Raw genomic sequence first — 25,382 nt, 5'->3', positions numbered from 1 at the left:
GTATTTTTTATCCCTCCAATGTAAATAATGTAATTTCTGGTTTTATCCCTACTCTACCTGGATAGCCTATAACTCCAAACCCTCTATTCACATACAGATATTGCCCTTGGGACTCATAGAGGTCTGCCCATTTTTTGTATTTGTACTGAACGGGAGACCATCGGATGTTTTTTAAATCTAGACCAAACTGCATTCCGTGTGTATGCCCCGAAAGTGTCAAATGAATTTTCTGAGGATGCTGTTTTACCACGCTATCAAAATGCGTAGGGTCATGGCTCATCAATATTTTTACCAAATCAGGAGCTACGCCGTTAAGTGCCTTATCTAAATCTCCATACTGGGGAAAAGGGGGCAGTCCCCAGTTTTCTACACCCAACAAGGCAATTTCTTCATCGTTTTTTTGAATACGCACACTATCATTTCTAAGCATCCGAAAATCTGCCGATTGAAAGTACCGTATCAAGTCATCTATATTTTTTTGTTTCGCTTTTTCATTAGGGAAGTTTCCATACATCGCATAATCATGATTTCCGAGTACAGAAAACTTTCCATCTTTCGCCTTAATGGCTTTAAATAAAGGAATGAAAGGGATAAATTCATCTGCATAGCTATTGACGGCATCACCGGTAAAAAGTACCAAATCTGGATTTTCTGCGTTAATCATATCAATGGTAAACTGAAGTTTTTCTGCATTAGGAAAACTACCGCTATGCAAATCTGATATTTGAATGATTTTATATCCATTAAAGGCTACTGGTAGCCCTTCTAATTTCAGTTTTACCCTCCGAACAGTATGCCGAAATTTTCCGAAAAAAACGCCGTCTAAAAATAAAAGTGCTGTAAAGGCAAAAAAGCCCATTCCCGCCGTGGAAAAAAACTTTTTCCGAGAAGGCATGTATGCCTGCTCTCCTCTCATTTTTCGGAATAAAAACTGAAGTCCTCTCATGAAATCTTCAATGAAGAGAAAAAGAACGATGAAAACTTTGGACAAAATCAATGTCAGAAAAAGCGTTACCGCAATATTTACCTGCCCATGAGGTGGTCTAGGATTCGCATTCAATACATAAAGCACAGCTCCATACGCCATAAGCGTAATACCCCAATAACTCACCCGAATAACAAGATGAGAAGTCAATAGCCTCACTGCTTGAAATGCATAAAATTCTAGAATAAAAAACACCAGCGTGGTAAATATCATTACTGTATTCATAAGCAAAAAAATCAGCACAATACTATGCAAGTATCATGCTGAAAAGTGTATAAATTATAAAAAATGATTTTCTATTATTACGGAAATCTGTAAACAAAAGCATTGATATTCATTCCTGCCCCCACGGAAGCCATCAGTACATTTCCTTTATCTTTAAACTGTTGTCCTTCCATTTTTCCTTTGATAATTAAATCAAACATAGTAGGAATGGTAGCCACAGATGAGTTCCCAAACTCCTGAATGGTCATAGGTGCAATGGCATGATCATATTTTCTTATGCCATACAGCCTCATAAGTCTATCAATAATGGCATGATCCATCTTTGCATTGGCTTGGTGAAGCAAAATTTTATCTATATCATCAATATTCAGCCCTGCATCTTCAATGGTATTTTTCATTGAGTCAGGAACATTTTTCAGTGCATACTCATAGATTTTTCTTCCCTGCATACGGATATAAAGTGCTGAAGGGTTTTCGTCAGGATTGAGTGAATGATTATTCTCCAAATAGCAAAGCTCTGCATCATTATCACACAAAGTATTATGTGCTATAATACCTACACCCTCATCCTCCGTAGCTTCTACAACTACCGCACCAGAGCCATCGGCAAAAATCATTTTATTTCTATCATAAGGGTCTGTAGCTCTACTGAGCGTCTCAGAACCGATGACCAAAATACGCTTTGCACTTCCTGCTTTAATCAGCTGATTTGCTAAAATCATCCCCTCTACCCAACCTGGGCAACCGAAAATCATGTCATAAGTAACGCATTTTCTATTTTTTATTCCAAGTTTTTTCTTCACTCTTGCCGCTAATGTAGGCATAAAATCTGACCTACCATCCTTAGTCAGTTCACCAAAATTAGTAGCGAAAATGATGTAATCCAAGGTTTCAGGATCTATCCCTGCATCTTCTATGGCTAATTTCGCAGCAATGGCACCAATCTCGGAATTGGTCTGATTATCATTAATATACCTTCTATTTTCTATTTCTGTAATTTCCACAAACTTAGAAACTATCTCCTCTGCAGGCTTATCGATAGGTGCAAACTGCTCATCAAAGAATTGAGTAGAATAAAAATAGTCTCTTCCGATGATTCTTTCGGGCAAGTAGCATCCAGAACCGATAATAATCGTATTTGCCATTGTTTTGTTTTGAAAAATAAGTACAAATTTAGGAATTTATTCTGAATACTACGCCCTGCTGAAAGAAATAAATTGCGTTTGGCGAATAGCTTTAGGCTTATACCAAAAAAATTATATATATTGATTTACACTATTTTATATTAGAAGATATAAGAAAAACCTAAGGAAAAATTTCTTCCTGCTGCCAAGATACGCTGGTTTTTATCTGTAGAAAGTGTTCTATTAAGGTGTTCCGCATACGCCCTATTGAACAAATTAAGAAGATGGAACTCTAAACGAGCATTTTTAAATACTTGGTACTGCGTTTCCAAATCCACCGTATAGAAATCGGGAGTTTTCAGCTCTTCAAAGTCCTTATTGATTCTATTTTGAGGGGCTACATATCGGAATTTTGCAGCAAAAGAAATAGGATGAAAATCAGCATACAAATTCCATCTAAAATCCAAAGGAGCAATCTCTGGAAGCGGATGATGCGTATCCCAATCCTTCGCATAAGTATAAGCTACTGCCCATTGACTTTTATATCGAGAAAGGAATTCCCATTCTAAAGAAGCCTCAGCACCCGTTTTCATAGCATTTCTCACATTGGTATATTGTCTTACGCCTGGGCTGTGCATTCCATATTTAGGGATATGAGGAGTAATAACACCCGAAATATAATTTTTCAAATGCGAGAAAAATCCATTCCCACGAAACTGTAAATGGTCTTTTTTGAAAGTGAAAATGATATCCGCTTGATGATTGGTTTCGGGTTTCAAATGTGGATTTCCAAGCATTTCATAGGCATCTATTCCCACAACAAATCGATTAATAAAGCGTTCCGAAATGGAGGCACTACGCTGTGAACGCCCTGCCCATAAAGAAAAGATGGCATAATTCCCAAAATATCTACTGTATCCTAAACTGATACTATGATTAAGCTGAGAAGATTCTGTATTACCATACAACTTCTGGAAAAGCTGGGATACTTCATTTGTCTTAGCTTGATTAAAATCCATTCTGTAGGAGAGGCTCATTTTTCCTTTATCGAAAGCGTATTGATATTCATTAAACCAACCGAACTGCTCTATTTCAGCATCTTGCCATGCCGTACCGTCTCTCATAGGCATCATTTTAGGCATCGTCATTTTGATATTTTTTGCCGATTCTACTTTTGCATCAATCCCTGAATAGAAAAGCGAACCTAATTTCTGAAATTTAAACTCTGCCCTACCGCCATAAGTTTGGGATTCCACATCAGAAACCATCTTTCTATCAGGCGTTCCCATAGAATGTTTTACCATTGTTCGATACCCACTCAACTCAAGATGTTTTAGCAAGGAGTGTTCCCATTTCATCAAGTGCTTTCCTTGCATCATCAATGTTTTATCATAAATCAAATCCATTCTTAGAGCGGCAAACTCCACATCTCTCCCCTGATTGGTGTTAATTTGTAGGGAAGTGGTATGATTTTCATTCCATCGAAATAGTCCTTTAGCACCTGCTGTATATCTCAAAAACGATGATGGAACAATATTCCCATTTCCATCTTTATAAGAATCTCCCTTTTGGTAACTTCCAAAGACATCTACTGCCCAATGTTTTGCTGTAAGTCCAGTGGTAATTTCATTTTTAGTAATATTTCCATTAGACTCATACCCCATTGTTAATCTTCCATTCGCCTTTATTTTCTCAGTAAGTTTTGGTTCTTTCATAACGAAATTTATACTTCCTCCGAGTGCCGTTCCGAAACGGAAATTGTATGGTCCTTTAAAAATTTCTGCTTCTTTTACCATATTCATATTAATATGGCTCACAGCTGGGTCCATTCGGCTGGGACAAGCATTAATAGCATTCAGTCCACCATCAATTACCACATTGAGCTGTTCATATTTAAACCCCCTCAAAACAGGATCTGTAGCAAAATTTCCCGCTTTTCGGATGCCATTAATCTCTGGAATAGTTGCTAGAAAACGGCCTGCATCGTGTCCTGCAAAATCAGATTTTTGGGGCGATATTTTTCCACTTTTATAAGAATGAATTTTAGAGATGGTTACCGTTTCTATTGGTAACGCTATACTATCTGTTACAGTTTGCGAAAAAGAATTTTGAGCAATAAAAACTCCAATAATAAAGGCAGATTTACCGCTGTTCGTATTTTGAAATATATTAAAAATCATTACTTTTTTTTTGAATTAAATTTATTTTGCTATTCACATGAAAAACCGTCTGCCCATCATCTATAGAGACGGGGCATCATGAATTTTTAACGGTTTGATTTTGAGCTTAAAGAAACAATCAACAGAAGATAAAAACTTTATGATGAAACAACTCTTCTCATTATACAACGAGAATAATAGTATCACCGAAAAATTCATCTTCTAATTAGGAAGTCTCATTAAAAAATAGGCGGTCTAAGTAATGATGTAAGATAGCCACCACAAAGGTTCGGATTTAGAAAAGTGGTGGTAATGGTAATATAAGATACTGAAAAGTTTTCAGAACGAAGCATAACCTCATCAGGAGGCAAAAAATTAAAATCTATTTTTAATACTTGCTGTAGCGTAGGCTGTTTTTCGGTTTCTTTTTTCAGCGAACACTTTCCGTGACATTCTAGCTCAGGACGATTTTTATTTTCGCACAGAGCCTCATATTTCTCTTGGTTCAAATGATAGTCCAAAAGAAATAAAGTCCCCTGAAAACTCAATAGGAATACAATAGAAGAAAGTATGAAACTACGAAAAAACTTCATTCCTAGGCAAAGGTAAAACAAATATCTTTTTTGCACAAAATGGGTAAAAAAAATACATTTACTCCAATACACAAACACAATACCCACTGGGCATCAAATAAATATTTTCTAAATTTCAAAAACCAAATCCCAAATTTCAGATAAATTATTATTAGCTTTGCAAAAATAGACACTTCATGAAAAAAAATCCTGCTACATTAGGTTTAATAATCTCTGTTGCCATCGCCTTATTGGCTTTCGGTGTGTATTCTATTTTTCTTTCAAAAAAAAATTATCACTTAGTAGATAACCCTACACCAGATACTTACTATTTCAAAATTAACAATGAAGAACAAAAAATTTTAGGAGCAGGACAGTTTCTAAAAATAAATATCCATAAAGGACAAAACAAAATTTCTGTCTTTGATGCCGAAAAAAAATTAATTTACGATACCATTTTTAATGTAAAAAAAGAAAGAGGGCTGATTAATCTTACTAAGAAAGACTATTATATCCATACGCAATACTATGGTTATCAACTCAATAAAGACAGCCTTCTGTTAAGACAAGGATTCACAGAAATAGATGGAAAAAACTATTACGGAGGACCCCAAAAAACTGCTGCACTCTACATTGATGATTTTTATTACAACATAGATGAGGAATATGATGCAGTTATTAAAAACATACAGAAAGTAGAATCTAGAACAAAAATTTTCAGAAAACAAGATTTTATTAATTATCATAATGAATACTACAACAAATAATACTTCACATAACGAAGTAAAACCTTATAATTCAGGAGCGAGCAAAAAAAATGAAGTGGAAGACATGTTTGATAACATTGCTCCTAAATATGACTTACTGAACCATGTCCTCTCTATGAAAGTAGATACACTATGGAGAAAAACATTGGTAAAAATGCTTAAAACTGAAATGCCCAATTCTGTGTTAGATGTAGCCACAGGAACGGGAGACCTCGCCATCGCTATACAAAAAGGAACCGATGCGGAAATTACAGGTTATGATTTATCTCAACAAATGTTAAATGTAGGTGTAGATAAAATAAAAAAACTTAATTTAGACGGCAAAATAAAAATGATTAAAGGAGATGCAGAGCATATGCCGTTTGAAAATGACCAGTTTGATGCAGTAACCGCTGCCTTTGGAGTAAGGAACTTTGAAAACCTTGAAAAAGGACTTTCAGAAATGAGAAGAGTAGTAAAACCCAATAAAAGCGTCTATATCTTGGAATTCTCAAAAGTAGAAGGAATACTAGGGCCACTTTATATGTTTTATTTTAAAAATATTCTGCCACTCATTGGGAGACTAGTTTCTAAAGATAACAGAGCCTATACCTACCTCCCTGACTCCGTGAACGCTTTCCCCTATGGAGAGAAAATGAAAAATATTTTGCTTTCTGTAGGATTTAAAGAAGTGAAAATGAAAAAATTAAGCCTTGGAATTGCTACCATATATAAGGCAACAAAATAATAACAAAAGAAAAACCATAATAACAATGAAACATAATTTATTAAAAATATGCCTCCTAACGGGTTTATCCATAAGTAGTTTAGCTACAGCACAGTTTTTTAATATCAACCATAGAATGGATAAATTAGAAAACTTTGACCACCAAAAGTTTTCTTGGGGATTTTTCCTCAATGGCTCTCACTATGATTATCGTTTGGTATTAGATCCAAGATATGGCATGGACGGCAATAAGAACCTTGTGACTTCTACAGGAGGTTATGGCTTCGGGGCAGGGCTCATCGGTAGAATGCGTATGAATGACTACTTTGACCTCAGAATAGAACCTGGAATGCAATTCGCACAGAGACAGCTCTATTTTGACACCCAAAAGAATGATATTTACTCTGCAGGCTCCCTTACCAATCCTGCTTTTGAAACCAAAACACTAGCTGAAAAAGACAAAATAAGAAATATCAGATCTACTTATTTAGATATTCCTATCTTGGTAGAGATGCATGGTAATAGATGGTACAATACTCGCCCATACGCTGCCGCAGGAATTAACTACATCATGAATTTACAGTCTAATTCCTCCTCACCAGATGATAATTTACAAGGTACATTTCGTAGTACCACTCACAACTTTGCATGGTCTGCGGAAATGGGTATCCAAATTTATTTCAACCGATTTAAACTCACTCCTGGTATCCGAGGTACCTTTTTCCTAAATAATGAAGTGGTAGCAGATAAAGATGCTACACCTCCTTATTGGACCAAAGCTCTATCCTCAGGAAGTAGCAGAGCGATACTCTTTACATTAAAATTTGAATAAACTTCAGTGACATTCATTTTTTAGTGCAAAAATTCCTAATATTAGCGTACAAATTCCTATTTTTGTGGAATTGTTAGAATAATTATGTCAGAATCGCTAGTAGATTTACAAAAATATTTATTAGAAATCGAGGAGAAAGTCAATGATTTATTGCTCAAAAAGAGACAATTACAGACTGAAAACCAGCGATTGGCAGAAGCATATACAGATTTAGAAAAGAAATATGACGAAGAGCGAAAACGCTACCAAATATTAGCCGAACGAGAGAAAGAAACCAAACTGCATGCAGCAATCTCTGGAAACCCAGAACATAACCGACTGATGAAACATCATATCAATAGACTCATCAAGGAAATAGATTATTGTATTGCTGAACTTCAAAATACAGGACTGTGATGGAAACAAGGCGTATTACCATAAATATTGCTGGGCGTGTCTATCCCCTGAATGTTCCGGCTGCGGAAGAAGAAACCCTTCGTAAAGTAGGTAAACAAATAGAAAATATGATAAAGGACTTCGAAAAAAATTTCAATGTCCAAGATAAACAAGATGCCTTAGCGATGTGTGCACTGAAATTAGGCACCAATGCAGAAGTTATCTCCCTAGAAAAAGAAAATATCATACAATCCTCTGTGAATCAACTGAAAAAAATCAGCCAAAAAATAGAGGAAACAGAAGACTAAAAAATCACCGTCTTCTTAACATATTTGCCTATAGCAATTCTAACACATTATTGGTAAACTCAACGCTAAACCATTACCGGGTGAAAGTCCTTCTGATGGCGTGCCGTACTACTACGGATTACAGAGGATGGAAATAGCTCAAATCGTGTTGATTAGGAGTTTACTCAAAATCAATGGATTGCTGTAGGTTTTTTTGTGAAAATAAGAATTAGAAAACGAGATACAAACACCATGAGCATGAAAAAAAATAAAAAAATTACATGCTCAGCATTGTAGAGAAAAAAAAATTTAAAAAAAATAAAAAATATATGTTAACTTATGTAATCATCGGGCTTTTGGCACTAGCGATTGGTTTTGCAGTAGGAATGTTTTTTTCCAAAAGCAATCTGAACACAAAAGCAAAATACATCATAGAAGATGCTAAAAAACAAGCCGATAACTTGATAGAAAAAGCTACAGTAAAAGCGGAAGCCATTAAAAAAGAAAAACACCTTCAGGCAAAAGAAAAATTCCTCGAACTCAAATCTCAACATGATGCGGATATACAATCCCGTGAGAAAAAAGTTCAAGAAACAGAAAAAAGAATTAAGGACAAAGAATCTAAACTCAATGAGGAACTTTCTAAAATAGCCAAAACAGAAAAAGACTTGGCAAAGCATATTTCTGACAATGAAAGAAAAAGCGAAGCCCTTTCTAAAAAACAACAAGAACTAGACAAAACATTGGCTCAAAAAGTAGAAATGCTGGAAAAAATATCTAATTACTCTGCTGATGAGGCAAAAAGAGAATTAGTGGAAAGCATGAAAGCTGAGGCAAAAACTCGTGCACAGGCACATGTACAGGCCATTATGGAGGAAGCCACCCTCAATGCCAAAAATGAAGCTAGAAAAATTGTGATTCAAACCATCCAAAGAATCGGTACCGAACAAGCCATTGAAAATTCCGTATCCGTATTCAATATAGAATCTGACGAAGTAAAGGGAAGAATCATCGGTAGAGAAGGGAGAAATATCCGTGCCTTGGAAGCTGCTACTGGTGTAGAAATCATCGTAGATGACACTCCAGAAGCCATCTTACTCTCTTGTTTTGACCCTGTAAGAAGAGAAATCGCAAGACTTTCTATCCATAGATTGGTTACCGATGGTAGAATTCACCCCGCAAGAATAGAAGAAGTGGTGGAGAAAACCAAAAAACAAATAGAAGAGGAAATCATAGAGGTAGGAAAAAGAACGATCATAGACCTAGGTATTCATGGTCTCCATCCTGAATTAGTAAAAATAGTGGGAAGAATGAAATATCGTTCTTCTTATGGACAAAATCTCTTACAACACTCCCGAGAGGTAGCTAATATCGCCGCTACCATGGCAGCGGAACTCGGACTCAATGTAAAACTCGCTAAACGAGCAGGGCTTCTCCATGACATAGGGAAGGTACCTGAACAAGAATCAGAGCTTCCTCACGCACTTCTAGGTATGCAATGGGCAGAAAAATATGGAGAAAACCCAGAAGTGATTAATGCCATTGGTGCACACCATGATGAGATAGAAATGACTTCCCTACTCTCCCCTATCATTCAGGTGGCAGATGCCATCTCAGGAGCTAGACCTGGAGCTAGAAGACAAGCCCTAGAATCTTATATCCAAAGACTTAAAGACTTAGAAGCCGCTGCCATGAGTTTTAACGGGGTGTATAGTGCTTATGCTATCCAAGCAGGAAGAGAATTAAGAGTGATGGTAGAAAGTGGAAAGGTAAATGATGAAGAATCTGCACAGCTTTCTTATGACATTTCTGAAAAAATCCAAAATGAACTTACCTACCCAGGACAGGTAAAAGTAACGGTCATCCGTGAAACTCGCTCTGTAAATATCGCAAGGTAAAAACACATTTTATATATCTAAAAAACACTTCCATTAGGAAGTGTTTTTTTTGCCTTTACCAAATGAATGTACATTCTATCATATATAAAGCACAATGGTTATCAGTAACATTACAGTATATTTTGATACCCTGAAACAGTCTCATAAAATTCAAAAGATTTAAACAAATAAAAATTAAGGTAGGTGCAATATATTTTCCTTTGTATTGGACAAAATTTTTAAAAATTTATTCCTTCATATCGTTTTATGAATTATCTTTGCCTTATGATGAAAAGTTTTTTTTTAAAATTAGCTTTTTCTTGTGCTTTACTGGGATCTGTAGAGCTTTCAGCTCAGTTGGGCGAAAATGTATATCCTTTTCTGAATTTACCTACCTCTGCTAGACAATCTGCATTAGGAGGAGACGCAGTTTCTTTCTATGGCGATGATGTGAGTATGCTCGCTGTAAACCCTGCACTCCAAAATGAAGATACCCACCAGAGAATTGCACTCAATGCTGCCAGTTATTTGGCGGATAGTAAATATGGAACGCTTGCCTATGCACATGCTTTTGATAATGGTCATCATTTCATTCATGGTTTTGCCAGATACATGAATTATGGTAGTATTCCTAGAACCGATGAAGCAGGATTTGAGAATGGCACTTTTGGGGCTTTTGATACCACCATCGGCGTAGGCTACGCCTACAATGTAGAAAAAGAATGGACTGTAGGAGTCAATGTAAAATACATTAATTCTCAGATAGATACTTTTACCTCTATGGCAGTAGCAGGAGATATAGGAGTAACTTACCACCTCGAAAAATCCAAGGAAACCCTCGCCATTGTAGCAAGAAATTTCGGCTATCAGTTTAAGACTTTTAATGGATACAGAGAAAGACTCCCTTTCCGTGTAGATGTAGGGTACACCAAAATATTAGAAAAATTTCCCGCTGCCATCACTATTACTGCTCACGACTTACAAAAGTTCAATATCTCCGCTCCTTATAATACAAATGGGCAGGAAGTGAGCATCGGTAGAAAAATTGCCGACCACTTTTCTTTCGGGGTAGAACTTTTCCCTGAGAAAAATTTTCAGCTCAGAGCGGGATATAATATCCGAAGAGGAACAGAACTTGCCATTGCAGAACAAAGAAGTTTCGCAGGATTATCTTTTGGCTTCGGTCTTCAGCTTAATCGTTTCAAGATAGATTATACCCATGCCAGATACCATAGTGCAGGAAATCTTAACCTCATCGGAATACAAGTTGACATCAGTAACAATCGTTATTTTTAAACCATGATCATCGCCATAGACGGATATTCATCTACAGGAAAAAGTTCTATTTCTAAGCTATTAGCCAGTCGTTTAGGGTTTACCCATATAGACACGGGGGCATTGTACAGAGGCATCACCCTTTACGCATTAAGACATTGTTTGAATGAGAATGATGGTTTAGACCACGCAAAACTCATTGCTTCCCTCCAGCATATTTACCTTAGGCTAGAACAAAACAATGAAAGTACTCAACTATTTTTAAACGATGAAAATGTCTCTGATGAAATTAGAGAACCGAAAGTGGCGAACTTTGTGAGTGAAGTCGCCGCCATTCCCGAAGTGCGAACTTATCTTTTGGATGTACAAAGAAGCTATGCCCAAACCACCTCCATTGTAATGGACGGTAGAGACATCGGAACCACCATTTTCCCCAATGCAGATTTTAAATTTTTCCTTACCGCATCTGTGGAAGAACGCACAAGAAGACGCCATTTGGAACTTATTAGCTTAGGCAAAACCATTACAGAAGCAGAAGTAAGAAAAAACCTTACCGAAAGAGATTTCATAGACGAAAATAGAAAAGAATCTCCCTTAAGAAAAGCAGATGATGCCATTGTCATTGATAATTCTAATATCAATAAGGAGCAAACCCTAGAGTTAATGCTACGATACATTGAAAACAAAATTTCACCTTCCCAATAAAATGATTGAACTTCTTTTTTTAACCTAATTTTAACTTTATATGGCATATTAATTGCATGATAACCATAGAAATTCCATTAATAACAATAAAAGAATAAATTATGGCAAGAAAAGGAAATACCGCAACTGTATTAGCAGGTCTATTGGCTGGAGCGGCCGCTGGAGTGATTCTAGGAATGCTCTTCGCACCAGAAGATGGTAAAACTACCAGAAAAAAAATTAAGGAAAAAGCAAACGATCTTTCAGACCAAGCAAAAGATAAGTACCATGAACTTTCTGAAAAAACAAAAGAAACTTATCATAATGTATCTGAAAAGGTAAAAGACCAATATGAACACTTGGCTTCTAATATTAAAGATGTAGCAGATAATGTAAAAAATAGCTACCACAAATACAAAGATCAAGTAGTGGATAAGTCTAAGGATGTAGCAGAAGATGTTCAGACAGAATTAGATGCACTAAAATAAGAGGAATTATATAAATAAATCCTGAAATATTAAAGGAACTTAGGTTCCTTTTTTTTCTTACCTTTACACCCGATATGATAAAGTTAATAAAAGAATACGCAGAAAATAGATTGGCACTGATAAAACTAGAAGCCACAGAAAAATCTTCTGAAATCATCGGAGGAATAGTAGTTTATACACTCATCGCTTTCATTGGGCTGTTTTTTTTCATCCTAGTGAACATAGGATTAGGCTTACTCATAGGGCATTATCTTGATAATTATGCCTATGGAATACTCATCATGGCTGGGTTTTATCTTTTAATTGCCCTTGTGCTTTTCATCATGAAAAACAGCATCAAACTTCGCATCATTAATAAACTAATAAAAACCCTAAATCCGTAATACTATGGCAACAAAATATACATCCTTGGACGAACTCCGAAAAGCTAAAGCAGCACTAAAAACGGAAATAGAAAGACAAGAAAGGCTATTTACTTTTGAGAACGGAAAACAATCATTAGGGGCTATAACAGGCGGACTTACAGACCGCTACCTCAACAATACACCAGCGGATGACGGAGGGATAAAAACTGTTTTAAACAAAGATAACATCATCCAAGATGTTAAGATAGGAGTAAAAAATAAGATTTTCAACAGAAATGCTTTCGTGCAAATTGCCTCTTCTGCACTCAAGGGAGAAAGTGTAGAAGGAATCATAAAAATGGGGGTAATACTAGGTACTGCAGCATTGGCAAAGAAAAAAATGAAATCTAAAAGCTGGAAAGACAAACTTTTAGGAGCAGCACTTATTTATTTAGCTCCTACAGCACTTCGTTTTGTTCAGAAAAAATTAGATGAAGTACAAAAACAAAAAAGCATCAATAGTTTAGAAAAAATAATCTAATTAATTACCGCCAATATGGCGGTTTTTTTATTATTTAATTAATTTTCCAAAGCATTAAATGATTGTCTATAATACCTAAACTATAACATCAATTCTAGTTTAGACACTATCTCGACTAGGGTTCATTTTTTTGGGTACTTTACCTAAGTTTTCTAGTATTCTGAAATCGTATTAAACCTCAGAGTACTTAGAAAAAACAAAAAATCAAAATCTGTTTTTATAAAACTTTTATCATATCCTATAAAATAACTATTTAATGCTTTTGAATTAGTTTAGCTCATATTATTTTCAAGAATCAAGATTAAATTGATACATTTGCATCTTATGAGCGAAAAGAAAAAAAAATGGTGGATTCTTCCACTGCTATTGCCCATTCGGTTTTACCAGATGGCGATCTCTCCCTTGCTCCCTTCCAGCTGTAGATACACGCCTACCTGCTCTCATTATATGGCAGAGGCTCTACAGACCCATGGAGTTATCTATGGTTTTTGGCTCGGACTGAAAAGAATACTTCGCTGCCACCCTTGGGGTGGTTGCGGTCATGACCCTGTTCCACCTAAAAAATAAAATAATAATGACTACACTTACCACTCTACTTTCATTCACTTGGGATCCTAATACGGGAATCAATTTAGGATTTTTCACCCTCCACTACTACAGCCTGATGTTCGTTTTTGCATTCGGATTGGGCTCTATGCTAATGGGAAAAATGTTTAAAATAGATAAAATAGACCAAAAATTTTTGGAACCTTTATTCACATGGACGCTTGTAGGGACAATATTAGGAGCCCGATTAGGACATGTCATTTTCTATCAGCCAGAGCTTTTCAAACAAGACTTTTGGTCGGTATTTTTGCCTATTCAAACGAAGCCTGAGTTTAAATTCACAGGTTTTTCAGGGCTTGCCAGCCATGGAGCTACTATAGCATTGATTCTTACTACGCTGTATTATTCCTATAAAATCATTAAGAAAAACCCTTTCTGGGTATATGATAGATTAGGAATCGTGGTTGCCTTAGGAGGAGCTTTTGTGAGGATAGGAAATTTTTTTAATTCAGAAATCATCGGCAAGCCAGCACCAGAAAACTCTCCTTTCGGGGTACTTTTCCCACAACAAAGCCCTGACTATGGAGCAATAGTTCCAAGATACCCTACTCAGCTATTGGAAGCAGGAGGCTACTTTCTTCTCTTCATTTTATTATGGACTTTGTACAAAAAAACCAATAAAAAATACCAACAAGGATGGCTTTTCGGGTTATTTTTCATCCTTCTTTGGGCAATTCGTTTTTTTGTAGAGTTCCTTAAAGAGCCACAAGGCGATGAGTTTATCACTTTTGCAGGGCTGAACACAGGACAAGTACTTTCCATTCCATTTATGATTGCTGGGTTCTTCATCATGATAACTTCCAAAAACAGAAAACTCAAGGAAGAATAAAGATTTTAGATGTTGGAATTTAGAGATGGTACAATGTATAATGTACGATGTATAATGTACAAAGATTTTGGAGGTTAAAAAATGAAAAGCCATCCGCCAATCGCTAGAAGCTATTCGCTAAAAGCCAGTCGCTAAAACCCCACCGCATGTATTGACTCCATCGGAGTCAAATGTGTATAGCCATAGCCACCATTTTGTTATTCGACCCCTAGCGGGGTCGTATGTTGTATGGAATAATTTCCTTGCTATAAACATACGACTTCTACGATGTCAAACTAAGAGCCTCCTGCCCATTGCTTCCTGCCTTCTGCTTTTAGAAATGAGAATTTAGAGGTTAGAAGGCAAATCACTAAAAGCCAACTGCCATCCGCTAAAAGCCTATTGCAGTGCTGACCCCATCGGGGTCAAATATCTATAGCATACGACCCCTACGGGGTCGTATATTGTATGGAATCATATCCTACCATGCCATTAAAGATCTGACCTCTACGAGGTCAAACTAAAAACCTATTGACTACGGATTTTAGAAATTGGAAAGTGGAGGTTAGAAAGCTAAAAGGCTAAAAAGTTAGATGCCCACTGCTAGCAGCCAAAAGCTATTCGCCAGCAACTAAAAGCCTCCTGCTTTTAGAAATGAGAATTTAGAAAGCATATCGCCATAGTCATTCGCCAAAAACTAATCGCTAATTAATCTTAAACTATTTCTCTGAATGGTAATCTTAACTGGAGATTGAATTTCAATATAATCTCCATCAATATGCCAAGTGGTATAAGAGGTATGCATTTCCAATACAGACAAGGAAAAATGCTCCACCGAAGGATTCCGAAGAATTTTCCCAGCAAATAGCTGATAACCGAACTGTAAAGACTGCCACCATGGAAATTTCTTTACCAGTATAATGTCTAATAATCCATCTTGTAAAGAAGCATTAGGAGCAATGAAAGCATTATTCCCAAACTGCCTGCTATTAGCAATTTCCACAAAGAGAAAATTCCCCTGAAAAAGCACCGTTCCGTCCTCTCTCATTCCCTTGACTGGAATTTCTTTAAACTGAAAATAACTTCGGAGGCTTACTTTAATATAGTTTATCAGTCCTCTGCGAGTCTTCTCAAATTCTTTAGCCACAAAAGCATCAAACCCTACCCCCGAAACATTAATACCGAAATGGTCATTTATCATAAAAGTATCTATACAGGTACTTTTTCCACTTTGTATTTTTCGGGCTAATGCAATCACATTCTGTTCAAAATTCGTTTCCTTGGCAAAGCCATTTCCAGAACCTGTGGGGATAATCCCTAATTTCTTATCCGAATGAATAAGCAATGCAGCAATGGAAGATACCGTACCATCTCCCCCTATAGCGATGAAATAGTCTATCTTTTCCCAATTGGATTTTATAAATTCTTCCGTATCATGCTTACTTTTAGAAATATGAATAGGACTTTCAGGAAAAAGACGATGAATAGCGGGCAAAAACTGCTGATATTTCCCATGTGCCGAATTGGGATTAATGATAAACGCCGTAGTATTCATAATTTTAAATAAAAAGAGGATAATCCATCATGATTATCCTGATTTTCTTCTGCTAATCAATCTACTATTCTTTGATAGAGATTTCATAAATTTTATTCCAGTTTTTACCTGTAATAAGCATATTCTCGCCCTTAAATGCAATTCCGTTTAGGATATCATCTGAGTTGGTAGTGTGCTGAACGGCAATTTTAGAAAGGTCTATTGTAGCCACCACTTCTCCTGTTTTGGGATTAATTTTCAGTATCGTAGGACTTTGCCAAATATTAGCATAGATAAATCCGTTATGATATTCCAGCTCGTTAATTTGGTCAAAAGTTCTTTGATTTCCTGCCACTGAAATATACTTTACCAAATGAGATGGATTCTTTGGGTCTAAGAAATAGATATTTTTAGTTCCATCGGAAGCCAGTAAGTGCGTTCCATCATAAGTAAGTCCCCAGCCTTCTAACATGGCGTTAGGATACACAAACTCACTTTCCTGTTTCAGTGTTGCTTTATCATAGATAAAACCTTTTTTATTTTGCCAAGTAAGTTGATAAATTTTATCTCCCACTATGGTAGCTCCTTCTGAGAATACATCTTGGGACTGAGGAACTTCCACTATAGGAGATACCGTACCAAGAGCGTATTTCATTAGCTTAGAACTTCCATACTGCCCTACCGATTCATAAATGGTATTTCCTTCTAGCTGAAATCCTTGTACGAAATTGGTTTTATCATGTTCATAAGTATGCACTACTTCGTAGCCGAGCTCTTTTTCTGGATGAGAAGCAAAAACATTAATGGTAGCCTCCTGTGTAAGGGTTTTTCCATCTTTGGTAGTAATAATAAAGGTAATGGAATTATCCCCGAGTTTATAATTTTCCTGTGTAATTTTAAGGTCCTTCACCTGCTTATCTCCGAAATTAATTTCAATGGACTGTGCTACATCTTTGATTTCTTTCGGCAAATCAATAATATCCCCAAAATGATATCCCTCTTGCTCTTTTTCATAATTGTATTCGCTTAAAATGGTAAGCACATCTCCATCCTTATTACAAGCGGTAAGCACACCAAGGGCGATGACACCAGCAAAAAATATTTTTTTCATTTTTTATGAATTGTTCTGATTTTATTTATGATACAATAATAAATCAACTCTATGAGGCACATCCACACTCTGCATACACTGGAATTACAGATGTGCTATTTGTTTTCTTATCCACCAGCTTTATCTGCCCTCGATAAGTATGAATACCATCGTGAGATTTCTCATTCTGATGCACTATATGAAGTAAGTATTTTTCATTCTCTAACTTTCTATCAAAGTTTTCTAAATCAAAACTTTCATCCAAGGTAAAAACAAAATCTTCCCCATTAATTTTTAGATATGCAGTATTCCCATAATCATCTGCATAAAGCAATTTCCCCTCCTTAAAATCTGTCTCCGAAGCCGCCATTTTACATGAACATTCGCCCAACTCTTCAGGAAGTGCTATCGTATTAAGGATAGGCAATACCATCTGAACCATGGCAGAGTCTTGAATTCTCTCTACTTTTTCGGTTTCCTTTTTATTACAAGCCACGAGTGCCCAGCTCATCATGGCAAAAATTACTCCTTTTCTCATTATCCTCTTGCTCTTTCTAATAATACCATCATCAAAAGTGATAAAATAATGAGTGTTTCATCTTCTTCTGGAACTTCATTGAGCTTGTGCAATTGGAATCTTCTCCCGAAGAAAGAAGGCATTTTTTTCAATTGAAAATAAGCCCTGCCAGAGGCATCTTTTACAGAATAGGATGGATTAAAGAAGTACCCCGTAAACATCCCTATCACAGGAAGCTCTCCGAAGAAACCATCTAACACCTTTACCCATGCGTTATCTTCTGTCAGGGAATATTTTTCAGCGGACTGCCCGTCAAAAATCTGATAAGTAGATTTCCAAAAGGAACGCATCCCTTTTCTGGTGATTTTACCTTGACTTTTGTGTTCTAAAAGATTAGCAATCTCATAGGAAGCATTAAAATCCAACCATTTATTGGCTTTGATTTTAAAAATTTCTTGCTCCTTTTTATTATTATTAAAAACAACTACCTCCTCTTTAAGTTTAAACAATTTCTGACGAACATACGCCACGAAATTCCCATGAGCATCAGTGATATTAAAATCACTGGCAAGAGTGGTAAGTCTAAATTTAAAATCTAAAGGGTAATTCAAGTTCTGAAGTTTCATATCAAAATGATTTTTACAAAGATAATTAAAATGCTACAATCTCCGCTTTTTCCAAGCATTCTTTTATTCTACGCATGGCTTCTATAAGGTTTTCCCGAGATGCCGCATAAGAAAAACGAATACACTCTGGACTTCCAAAAGATACCCCACCTACACTTCCCACAAAGGCATTTTCTAATAAAAACATAGCAAAATCATCTGCATTTTCTATTGGGGTTCCATTAATGGTTTTTCCTAAATAAAAAGAAATATCCGGGAAGAAATAAAATGCAGCCTTAGGCTTTCTTACCTTAAATCCAGGAATTTCGGACATTAAATCAAAAACAAGGTCTCTTCTCTCCTGAAATGCCTTAATCATGTATTCGAACTCTTTCGGGTCTGTACTAAGTGCGGTAATGGCCGCCCTCTGAGCCACCGTATTCGCACCGCTGGTCATTTGCCCTTGTACTTTTTCACATGCTTTTGCCAGCCACTGTGGACATGCAGAATAGCCTATCCTCCACCCCGTCATGGCAAATCCCTTGGACATTCCGTTAATCACTGCTGTCTGTTCATACACTTCGGGAAATGCTGCTATAGAGGGCGTTTTTTCCTCGTAATTAATATACTCATATATCTCATCTGAAATAATGGTAATCTGCGGATATTTTTGAAGTACCTCTACCAAAGATTGAAGTTCTTCATGCGTATAATAACTCCCCGAAGGATTACAAGGCGAACTAAAAAGTAATGCTTTTGTTTTTTCCGTAATCGCATTTTCTAGTTGTTCTGCTGTCATCTTAAAATCAGAACTAATGCTGGTAGGAATAAATACCGACTTCCCCCCCATCATTTTTACCATCTCATCATAACTCACCCAATACGGCGAAGGTAAAAGTACTTCATCTCCTTCATTAATCACTGCTGCAAGGACATTCAAAATAGCTTGCTTCGCCCCATTAGAAACACAAATTTGCTGTGGACTATAATCTAGACCATTATCCCTTTTCAGTTTATTCGCTATGGCTGCTCTCAGTTCTATAAATCCTGGTACTGGAGAATAATGACTATAATTTTCATGTATAGCTGTTATGGCTGCCTGTTTCACCACTTCGGGTACATCAAAATCAGGTTCTCCAAGCGTAAGACTAATGACATCTATACCTGCGGCTTTCATTTCCCTCGCTTTATTACTCATAACAAAAGTTTGGGAATACCCTAGTCTATGAATTCTATCTGAAAGTAAGTTCATTATTTTATTATTTCAGCAAATGTAAGGAAAAACGCATAACAAAGTCTATCTTTTTATTCTGAAAATACCTACTTTTGTAATCAATAGAAAAACCATGGCAATAGATATCATTATAAAATATTTTCCTGACCTTACAGAAAGACAACAAGAACAATTTGAGCAGCTAGAAAGCGTATATACCGAATGGAATGAAAAAATCAATGTGATTTCCAGAAAAGATATGGATGCTTTGTATGAAAAACATGTGTTACACTCCTTAGGCATCGCTAAAATCATGCCTTTTGCAGCGGGAACAAAGGTCTTAGACATTGGTACTGGAGGAGGCTTTCCAGGAATTCCACTGGCAATACTTTTTCCCGAAGTGGAATTTCTTCTAGTAGATTCTATCGGTAAAAAAATTACCGTAGTGAATGCTGTAATTGAAGCATTAGGGCTGAAAAATGTACGCACAGTTCACGGCAGAGCAGAAAAAATAAAAGAGAAATTTCATTTTATTGTGAGTAGAGCCGTAACGCAAATGCCCGAATTTTTACGATGGACGAAAGGCAAATTTGAAAAAGAGCAAATGAATGCTAAACATAACGGTGTTCTCTACCTAAAAGGAGGTGATTTAGCCGAAGAATTGGCAGGGATAAAATGCGAAATTTTCGAGCTGAAAAAAGTATTCGATGAGCCCTTTTTTGAAACTAAAAAGGTGGTTTACCTTTCTAAAGGACATATCGTATAATCCATTTTTATTCAAAAAAACTATTTTTCACTATGGTATTTTTAGAAAAAATCCTTGACCATCTTCTTTCTGATAGTCAAGATTTAAGCGAATACGCTTTGGTTTTACCTGGAAAAAGACCCATTGTTTTTATCAAAAGAATCATTGAAAACAAGGGCTACGAGGGTTTTCTTCCAGAATTTATTACCATAGAAGAGCTTTGTACACAGCTTTCCGATAGTATTCCTATAGAAGGAGTGGCACTTTGGCTTTTTGCCTATCATGAATATCAAAAGTCCACGGTGTACAATGGAGAAGACTTTGCATCCTTCCTAAAATGGTATCCTACCCTGCAAAAAGATTGGGATGATATGCTCAAATACGAGCAAGATGACCACAAAGTTTTGGAATACCTCTATGATGAGGAACGAATTAAAAATTGGGCAGAAAATTTAGGCGACATCTCTCCTGATTCCCCGAGAAAAAAATACCTTAATTTTTGGAAAAATGCCCATCAATTCCTCCCTCAGCTCAAAAATGCACTTAAGGAAAAGAACTGGGCTACCCCAGGAATGCTCCATGAATTGGCAAGAAAAAACATTAGCTCGTTCGTACAAAAAACACAGAAAAAATGGGTATTCTGCGGTTTCAATGCACTCACACCTTTGGAGGAAGAACTTATAAAAGCACTCTTACAGGCTGATAAAGCCCAAGCTTTTTTCCATACTGATGCGTATTATATGAACAATCCCTTACAAGAGGCAGGGACATTTCTCAGAAAAATAAAAAAATGGAAAGAGTTTAATGAATACCGACCTTTTGCTTGGGTGGAAAATGAATTTTCTGAACGAAAAAACATCAGCATCATAGAATGTCCAGGGAATATCGCACAGACACAATACCTCAGAAATTACCTCACAGAACATACCCATGAAGAAGAAACCGCCATCGTACTGATGGATGAAAATCTCCTCCCTGCCACTTTGGATGCAGTATCCTCCGCAAAGGCGGTGAATATCACCATGGGATATCCGCTTAAAAATCTATCATTTAGCAATGCTGTAAAATCAGTTTTTCATCTCCAAAAACAATTGGAGAAAAAATCCAGTTCCTATTATTATAATGATGTACTGCCCATCATAGAAGGATGGTCTTTTTCTACAAAAGAAATAGAAAAGATGCACCAATTCAAAACGGAATTGGAAAAAAGAAATATGGTCTATATCCGACCTGATTTCTTACAAGAACAGCTGAAAGATATGCCTTATTTTCCACTACTGGCACCTACATCATCTGAGATAGAACTGATAGAGAAATTATTAGAATTTTGTAAAATAGCTAAGAATAATAATGAAGATGACGCCATCTTGTTCGAAAATATTTCTGTCTTTGAAAAAGTACTCACCACCTTACTGAATCTCATCACTACCATTAATTTCCCTATTCAGATAGAAGCATTAGAACAGCTCATCGGTCAGCTTCTGAATTCAGAAATGCTCAGTTTCGAAGGAGAACCGCTCCAAGGTTTACAGGTAATGGGGCTTTTGGAAACCCGTCTGCTCAATTTTAAAAATATCATCTTACTTTCCGTAAATGAAGGAAAAATACCCACACCTGCTTCGCAAAACAGCTTCATCCCCTTTGATGTACGAAGACATTTTAACCTCTATACTTACCAAGAGTATGATGCCATCTTTGCCTACCATTTTTACCGTCTTCTGCAAGGGGCAGAAAATGTGATATTGCTGTACAATGGGCTTTCTTCTGGACTCAATACGGGAGAGAAAAGTAGATTTATTACCCAACTGGAATACGAAGCGAATACGATCCATTCAATTAATAAAAAATTAGTAGATTTATCTTCCACACATCTGGAGCAAAGAGCTATTTCTGTAGAAAAGACGCCCATAGTCATGGAAAAACTCAATGACTGGAAAAAGAATGTATCCGCCTCTTCGCTTACCAGCTATGTCTATGACCCTTACCAATTTTATTTATCCAAAATATTGGGTGCTAGAGAAACTACAGAGATTTCAGAAGAACTTTCCACCAGAGATTACGGAACACTTATTCACAGTATTTTAGAGATTCTCTATACCCCTATCTGCGGAAAATACCTCACAGATAAAGACCTTACTTTCTCTCAGCAGGAAATAGATGGAGCCATTCTACAAGCCATAGAAAAACTAAAACATGAGTTAGAATTTTACCAAAGAGGAATTAACTTCATCCATAAAACATTGGCAGAAAAAATAGTAAAAGCCATTATCTATCATGATTTACAATTGGTAAAAAAAGGGCATCAGCTCAAAATCATTGCATTAGAAAAAGAATTTTCTGATGTGTATTTTCCTATAAATGAAGACCAAACCGATGCAGTTTATTTTCATGGTATTATAGATAGAATAGATGAACTGGATGGTACACTTCGGGTAATTGATTATAAATCTGCCAAGGTAAGCAGTAAGCTCCACCTAGATATAAAACCTGATAAAATAGAAACGCATTTCATGGAAGAGAGCAACAAACAAGCTATGCAGCTTGCCATCTATCTCCACGCATTGCCTAGTATTATTGAGCATAAGTACAGTGAAGTGGAAGCAGGAATTTGGAGTTTTGCATCAATAAAAAAAGGCGTTACCACCATGCAATATGATAGCTATTCCTTACAAGACGCCCTCCAATCTCTTAGATTTTTAATTCATGACATCCTAAATCCAGAAAAGCCCTTTGAAGCCAAACCAAGAACTTGGAACGGCGGATAATAAAAAATGGCTTACATTCTAGCGCGAAGTAAGCCATTTTCTCTTTTTACATTTCACTCATCACATTTACCGCTTCCTGAAGATAGAAATCTCTTTTAAGATTCTTAAGCCAAGTTTCCGATTTCTTTTTAAAATCTTCTTCTTTTTTACTTCTTTCTATTTCATGCGGATACTGAATAAATTTCAGTTGGTTATCGTATTTCTCTATTGGTTTGTATTTATTTACTTTTTCTTTTCTCTCCTTCATCAGTTTAAAAAACTTATCATACTGAACTGTCATCATTTTATCTTTATTGATACTCTCTCTCCACTGTGCTACTTCTTGTAAAAGCTGATAAAAAGCACTATTAGAAATTCGTTCATTACTTTTTGCTTTTAGAGATTCTGTTTGCACCTTATTTACAGGAGTAAATTGAGCACTTTGTATTCTGTCCCAAGGCAGGGCAAAGTCATCAAATCTTTCACCAAATTCTCCATAGCTAAAGAAATCTTTCATCTGAATATCCGCAGTAATTCCTTTTCTTTGGTTAGACTCTCCCGTTACTCTATAAAACTTCTGAATAGTGAGTTTCAGAGACCCAAAATCATCTGATGAGCTTAAAAATCTATTCAAATCTACAAAAGTCTGCACCGTACCTTTTCCAAAAGACTGAGGAGAACCTATTACCACAGCTCTATTATAATCTTGCATAGCTCCTGCCAGAATTTCTGATGCTGATGCTGAAAATTCATTTTGCATAATAATGAGTGGCCCTGTCCAAACTGGATTTTGGGCTTTATTTTTTAAGGTCTGAATTTTTCCTTGCCCATCTTTCACCTGTACATAAGGCCCTGCATTTTCTAAGAAAAGCTCCATGATGTCTCCCACTTCGGTAAGACTTCCTCCACCGTTTCCTCTAAGGTCTAAAATCACACCATCTACTTGATAGGCTTTGAGCTTGATGAGTTCATTTTTCACATCATCAGATGCGTTTTTACCTCCATCTTTCTTACCGAATTCCACATTAAAACTTGGGAGATTAATCAGACCGTACTTTTTTCCATTAACCGACTGAATCACAATACTCTTAGCATAAGTATCCTCCATGGTTACCTCATCACGGATAAGCGTTACCACGCTGATGGATTTATCTTTTTTCTCCACCGTAAGCATAACGGGAGTACCTTTTTTCCCACGGATTAACCGTACCACTTCATCCACGAACATTCCCGCTACATTAATCTCTTCGTCATTAGGATTAGACTTTACTTTTAAGATTCTATCACCTTCAGATAATTGTTTAGATTTCCAGGCGGGAGCTCCCACAGTGAGCGGACCTAAGAATATTTTACCTTTTTTCTCCTGAATTACCGCCCCTATACCAATGAATTTCCCTGTGAATCCCATGTCAAAATCTTCTTTATCTCTTGGAGAGAAATAAACGGAATGAGGGTCAAATACCTCTGAGTGAGCGTTCATATAAACGGTAAACCACTCCATTTTTTTTCTTTTTTTCAGCCTCTTAAAACTTTGGCTCATATAGAATTTCACATCACTGGTTGCCTTTTCCATTTTTTGCTCTGGCGTAAGGTTCAGCAGCTTAATGGTATCTTTCAGCTTATGCTTGATGACCGAATCTTTCTTTTTTCTCTGAATCTCTTCACGAGAGTTTAGCGTCTCTATTTCCTGCAAAATATTATATTTAATGTATTTACGCCACTCATTGTACAGCTCTTCCTTGCTGGTAGCGTATTTTCTATCTTTGTGTTCCAGTAAAATACTTTCGTCAATAGAAAAATCTAATGGCTTACTTAAAATATCCGCAGTCATTTTCTCGGCATCATCATATCTCTGAAAAAGCCTTTCTGTGGTTAGTTTATAAAAAGATAAATCTCCTTGATTAAAGTAGTTGTCCAGTTCTGTCTCATATTTTTGAAACTCCTTCATATCTGCTTCGGTAAAATATCGTTTCGCGAAATCTATCATTTCAAAATATTTCTTATAGACCTCTTTAGAATAAGCATCATTAATCGGTTTCGGACTATAATGAAGATAGCTCAGTGTATTCCTTACCCCTAGCATGATGGTTTTCATCTTCTCATCATCATTTTGTGGTGCATTAAAGCAAAACATTAAAGTGGTAAGTGGTAGAATAAATAGTAACTTATTTAACTTAATTTTTTTATTCATTTTTTATCTAAAAATTATCTGCGAAAGATATGAAAAAACCATCACGAAAAAAAATAATATTTAGGGGTTCAGTAAAGGGTACATTCCC

25 protein-coding genes are annotated in these 25,382 nt (G+C 36.3%); 15 read left to right on the top strand and 10 right to left on the bottom strand.

Features of this window, described 5'->3' with window-relative positions; translation table 11 throughout:
* Positions 1–7: 7 nt before the first annotated feature.
* The 4 genes from HMPREF9699_RS05470 to HMPREF9699_RS05455 form a co-directional block, all read right to left on the bottom strand.
* Positions 8–1,210 (bottom strand): metallophosphoesterase, encoded by a 1,203-nt coding sequence (locus tag HMPREF9699_RS05470; RefSeq protein ID WP_002663082.1) that lies wholly within the window; start codon positions 1,208–1,210, stop codon positions 8–10.
* Between the two features lie 77 nt (positions 1,211–1,287).
* Positions 1,288–2,355 carry a 3-oxoacyl-ACP synthase III family protein gene (locus HMPREF9699_RS05465; protein ID WP_002663080.1) on the bottom strand — a complete coding sequence of 356 codons (1,068 nt, stop codon included), beginning with the start codon at positions 2,353–2,355 and terminating at the stop codon, positions 1,288–1,290.
* 140 nt (positions 2,356–2,495) lie between these two features.
* Entirely contained in the window at positions 2,496–4,514 is a 2,019-nt protein-coding gene (locus HMPREF9699_RS05460; protein WP_002663078.1) for a TonB-dependent receptor domain-containing protein, read from the bottom strand.
* A gap of 218 nt (positions 4,515–4,732) precedes the next feature.
* Entirely contained in the window at positions 4,733–5,086 is a 354-nt protein-coding gene (locus tag HMPREF9699_RS05455; RefSeq protein WP_002663076.1) for a hypothetical protein, read from the bottom strand.
* Positions 5,087–5,262: 176 nt separating this feature from the next.
* Between HMPREF9699_RS05455 and HMPREF9699_RS05450 the strand changes: the two genes are divergently transcribed.
* The 13 genes from HMPREF9699_RS05450 to lgt all read left to right on the top strand — a co-directional run bounded on the left by HMPREF9699_RS05450 (position 5,263) and on the right by lgt (position 14,676).
* The gene (locus HMPREF9699_RS05450) at positions 5,263–5,832 is read left to right on the top strand and encodes a hypothetical protein (RefSeq protein ID WP_002663075.1); all 570 of its coding nucleotides are present in this window, start codon (positions 5,263–5,265) and stop codon (positions 5,830–5,832) included.
* The gene (ubiE, locus tag HMPREF9699_RS05445) at positions 5,813–6,559 is read left to right on the top strand and encodes a bifunctional demethylmenaquinone methyltransferase/2-methoxy-6-polyprenyl-1,4-benzoquinol methylase UbiE (RefSeq protein ID WP_002663073.1); all 747 of its coding nucleotides are present in this window, start codon (positions 5,813–5,815) and stop codon (positions 6,557–6,559) included. Before HMPREF9699_RS05450 ends, ubiE begins: the two co-directional genes overlap by 20 nt.
* Before the next feature lie 25 nt (positions 6,560–6,584).
* Complete coding sequence (porT, locus tag HMPREF9699_RS05440; RefSeq protein WP_002663071.1) at positions 6,585–7,370, top strand: type IX secretion/gliding motility protein PorT/SprT; 786 nt, start codon at positions 6,585–6,587, stop codon at positions 7,368–7,370.
* A gap of 84 nt (positions 7,371–7,454) precedes the next feature.
* A complete protein-coding gene (locus tag HMPREF9699_RS05435; protein WP_002663070.1) occupies positions 7,455–7,766 on the top strand; it encodes a hypothetical protein in 312 nt (103 codons plus the stop codon).
* Positions 7,766–8,053 carry a cell division protein ZapA gene (locus HMPREF9699_RS05430; RefSeq protein ID WP_002663068.1) on the top strand — a complete coding sequence of 96 codons (288 nt, stop codon included), beginning with the start codon at positions 7,766–7,768 and terminating at the stop codon, positions 8,051–8,053. Before HMPREF9699_RS05435 ends, HMPREF9699_RS05430 begins: the two co-directional genes overlap by 1 nt.
* 308 nt (positions 8,054–8,361) lie before the next feature.
* Positions 8,362–9,930, top strand: coding sequence for a ribonuclease Y (gene rny / locus HMPREF9699_RS05425; RefSeq protein ID WP_002687946.1), 1,569 nt, complete (start codon positions 8,362–8,364; stop codon positions 9,928–9,930).
* Between the two features lie 264 nt (positions 9,931–10,194).
* Complete coding sequence (porQ, locus tag HMPREF9699_RS05420; protein ID WP_245946052.1) at positions 10,195–11,205, top strand: type IX secretion system protein PorQ; 1,011 nt, start codon at positions 10,195–10,197, stop codon at positions 11,203–11,205.
* 3 nt (positions 11,206–11,208) lie between these two features.
* On the top strand, positions 11,209–11,889 hold the full coding sequence (gene cmk, locus HMPREF9699_RS05415; RefSeq protein ID WP_002663065.1) for a (d)CMP kinase: 681 nt from the start codon (positions 11,209–11,211) through the stop codon (positions 11,887–11,889).
* A gap of 101 nt (positions 11,890–11,990) precedes the next feature.
* A complete protein-coding gene (locus HMPREF9699_RS05410; RefSeq protein ID WP_002663064.1) occupies positions 11,991–12,356 on the top strand; it encodes a YtxH domain-containing protein in 366 nt (121 codons plus the stop codon).
* Between the two features lie 74 nt (positions 12,357–12,430).
* Positions 12,431–12,739: a phage holin family protein gene (locus tag HMPREF9699_RS05405; RefSeq protein ID WP_002663063.1), complete on the top strand. Its 309-nt coding sequence runs from the start codon at positions 12,431–12,433 to the stop codon at positions 12,737–12,739.
* A gap of 4 nt (positions 12,740–12,743) precedes the next feature.
* Positions 12,744–13,241, top strand: coding sequence for a hypothetical protein (locus tag HMPREF9699_RS05400; RefSeq protein ID WP_002663062.1), 498 nt, complete (start codon positions 12,744–12,746; stop codon positions 13,239–13,241).
* 324 nt (positions 13,242–13,565) lie between these two features.
* Positions 13,566–13,808 (top strand): membrane protein insertion efficiency factor YidD, encoded by a 243-nt coding sequence (yidD, locus tag HMPREF9699_RS05395; protein WP_034985659.1) that lies wholly within the window; start codon positions 13,566–13,568, stop codon positions 13,806–13,808.
* Between the two features lie 7 nt (positions 13,809–13,815).
* The gene (gene lgt / locus HMPREF9699_RS05390) at positions 13,816–14,676 is read left to right on the top strand and encodes a prolipoprotein diacylglyceryl transferase (protein ID WP_002663060.1); all 861 of its coding nucleotides are present in this window, start codon (positions 13,816–13,818) and stop codon (positions 14,674–14,676) included.
* A gap of 676 nt (positions 14,677–15,352) precedes the next feature.
* Here the strand turns inward: lgt and HMPREF9699_RS05385 are convergent.
* From HMPREF9699_RS05385 to HMPREF9699_RS05365, 5 genes are all read right to left on the bottom strand, one after another.
* Positions 15,353–16,210, bottom strand: coding sequence for a diacylglycerol/lipid kinase family protein (locus HMPREF9699_RS05385; RefSeq protein WP_002663058.1), 858 nt, complete (start codon positions 16,208–16,210; stop codon positions 15,353–15,355).
* Between the two features lie 64 nt (positions 16,211–16,274).
* Positions 16,275–17,300, bottom strand: a complete 1,026-nt coding sequence (locus HMPREF9699_RS05380) for a glutaminyl-peptide cyclotransferase (protein WP_002663056.1) — start codon at positions 17,298–17,300, stop codon at positions 16,275–16,277.
* Positions 17,301–17,349: 49 nt separating this feature from the next.
* The gene (locus HMPREF9699_RS05375) at positions 17,350–17,817 is read right to left on the bottom strand and encodes a hypothetical protein (RefSeq protein WP_002663054.1); all 468 of its coding nucleotides are present in this window, start codon (positions 17,815–17,817) and stop codon (positions 17,350–17,352) included.
* Positions 17,817–18,422, bottom strand: coding sequence for an LURP-one-related/scramblase family protein (locus tag HMPREF9699_RS05370; RefSeq protein WP_002663052.1), 606 nt, complete (start codon positions 18,420–18,422; stop codon positions 17,817–17,819). Before HMPREF9699_RS05370 ends, HMPREF9699_RS05375 begins: the two co-directional genes overlap by 1 nt.
* 25 nt (positions 18,423–18,447) lie before the next feature.
* Positions 18,448–19,653 carry a pyridoxal phosphate-dependent aminotransferase gene (locus HMPREF9699_RS05365; protein ID WP_002663050.1) on the bottom strand — a complete coding sequence of 402 codons (1,206 nt, stop codon included), beginning with the start codon at positions 19,651–19,653 and terminating at the stop codon, positions 18,448–18,450.
* A 94-nt stretch (positions 19,654–19,747) separates the two neighbouring features.
* Here HMPREF9699_RS05365 and rsmG point away from each other — a divergent pair, with 94 nt between their 5' ends.
* Both rsmG and HMPREF9699_RS05355 read left to right on the top strand, forming a co-directional pair.
* Positions 19,748–20,380: a 16S rRNA (guanine(527)-N(7))-methyltransferase RsmG gene (rsmG, locus tag HMPREF9699_RS05360; RefSeq protein WP_002663048.1), complete on the top strand. Its 633-nt coding sequence runs from the start codon at positions 19,748–19,750 to the stop codon at positions 20,378–20,380.
* A 32-nt stretch (positions 20,381–20,412) separates the two neighbouring features.
* Entirely contained in the window at positions 20,413–23,124 is a 2,712-nt protein-coding gene (locus HMPREF9699_RS05355) for a PD-(D/E)XK nuclease family protein (RefSeq protein ID WP_002663046.1), read from the top strand.
* 46 nt (positions 23,125–23,170) lie between these two features.
* Here the strand turns inward: HMPREF9699_RS05355 and HMPREF9699_RS05350 are convergent, their stop codons facing one another.
* Positions 23,171–25,294, bottom strand: coding sequence for a carboxy terminal-processing peptidase (locus tag HMPREF9699_RS05350; protein WP_002663045.1), 2,124 nt, complete (start codon positions 25,292–25,294; stop codon positions 23,171–23,173).
* Positions 25,295–25,382 lie beyond the last annotated feature (88 nt).

Origin of the sequence: Bergeyella zoohelcum ATCC 43767, from assembly GCF_000301075.1 — a bacterium.
Taxonomy (GTDB): Bacteria; Bacteroidota; Bacteroidia; order Flavobacteriales; family Weeksellaceae; genus Bergeyella; species Bergeyella zoohelcum.
The sequence above is the reverse complement of the archived record's forward strand: the minus strand, read 5'-3'. Positions and strand labels throughout refer to the sequence as shown.

Bases quoted from the DNA above. Each gene is read 5' to 3' on its own strand.
- HMPREF9699_RS05375 (WP_002663054.1), bottom strand. From the start codon at position 17,817: ATGAGAAAAGGAGTAATTTTTGCCATGATGAGCTGGGCACTCGTGGCT.
- lgt (WP_002663060.1), top strand. From the start codon at position 13,816: ATGACTACACTTACCACTCTACTTTCATTCACTTGGGATCCTAATACG.
- HMPREF9699_RS05470 (WP_002663082.1), bottom strand. From the start codon at position 1,210: ATGAATACAGTAATGATATTTACCACGCTGGTGTTTTTTATTCTAGAA.
- HMPREF9699_RS05455 (WP_002663076.1), bottom strand. From the start codon at position 5,086: ATGAAGTTTTTTCGTAGTTTCATACTTTCTTCTATTGTATTCCTATTG.
- HMPREF9699_RS05380 (WP_002663056.1), bottom strand. From the start codon at position 17,300: ATGAAAAAAATATTTTTTGCTGGTGTCATCGCCCTTGGTGTGCTTACC.
- porT (WP_002663071.1), top strand. From the start codon at position 6,585: ATGAAACATAATTTATTAAAAATATGCCTCCTAACGGGTTTATCCATA.
- HMPREF9699_RS05450 (WP_002663075.1), top strand. From the start codon at position 5,263: ATGAAAAAAAATCCTGCTACATTAGGTTTAATAATCTCTGTTGCCATC.
- HMPREF9699_RS05430 (WP_002663068.1), top strand. From the start codon at position 7,766: ATGGAAACAAGGCGTATTACCATAAATATTGCTGGGCGTGTCTATCCC.
- porQ (WP_245946052.1), top strand. From the start codon at position 10,195: ATGATGAAAAGTTTTTTTTTAAAATTAGCTTTTTCTTGTGCTTTACTG.
- rny (WP_002687946.1), top strand. From the start codon at position 8,362: ATGTTAACTTATGTAATCATCGGGCTTTTGGCACTAGCGATTGGTTTT.
- HMPREF9699_RS05350 (WP_002663045.1), bottom strand. From the start codon at position 25,294: ATGAATAAAAAAATTAAGTTAAATAAGTTACTATTTATTCTACCACTT.
- HMPREF9699_RS05410 (WP_002663064.1), top strand. From the start codon at position 11,991: ATGGCAAGAAAAGGAAATACCGCAACTGTATTAGCAGGTCTATTGGCT.
- HMPREF9699_RS05370 (WP_002663052.1), bottom strand. From the start codon at position 18,422: ATGAAACTTCAGAACTTGAATTACCCTTTAGATTTTAAATTTAGACTT.
- HMPREF9699_RS05365 (WP_002663050.1), bottom strand. From the start codon at position 19,653: ATGAACTTACTTTCAGATAGAATTCATAGACTAGGGTATTCCCAAACT.
- HMPREF9699_RS05400 (WP_002663062.1), top strand. From the start codon at position 12,744: ATGGCAACAAAATATACATCCTTGGACGAACTCCGAAAAGCTAAAGCA.
- HMPREF9699_RS05385 (WP_002663058.1), bottom strand. From the start codon at position 16,210: ATGAATACTACGGCGTTTATCATTAATCCCAATTCGGCACATGGGAAA.
- HMPREF9699_RS05355 (WP_002663046.1), top strand. From the start codon at position 20,413: ATGGTATTTTTAGAAAAAATCCTTGACCATCTTCTTTCTGATAGTCAA.
- yidD (WP_034985659.1), top strand. From the start codon at position 13,566: ATGAGCGAAAAGAAAAAAAAATGGTGGATTCTTCCACTGCTATTGCCC.
- ubiE (WP_002663073.1), top strand. From the start codon at position 5,813: ATGAATACTACAACAAATAATACTTCACATAACGAAGTAAAACCTTAT.
- HMPREF9699_RS05405 (WP_002663063.1), top strand. From the start codon at position 12,431: ATGATAAAGTTAATAAAAGAATACGCAGAAAATAGATTGGCACTGATA.
- HMPREF9699_RS05460 (WP_002663078.1), bottom strand. From the start codon at position 4,514: ATGATTTTTAATATATTTCAAAATACGAACAGCGGTAAATCTGCCTTT.
- cmk (WP_002663065.1), top strand. From the start codon at position 11,209: ATGATCATCGCCATAGACGGATATTCATCTACAGGAAAAAGTTCTATT.
- rsmG (WP_002663048.1), top strand. From the start codon at position 19,748: ATGGCAATAGATATCATTATAAAATATTTTCCTGACCTTACAGAAAGA.
- HMPREF9699_RS05435 (WP_002663070.1), top strand. From the start codon at position 7,455: ATGTCAGAATCGCTAGTAGATTTACAAAAATATTTATTAGAAATCGAG.
- HMPREF9699_RS05465 (WP_002663080.1), bottom strand. From the start codon at position 2,355: ATGGCAAATACGATTATTATCGGTTCTGGATGCTACTTGCCCGAAAGA.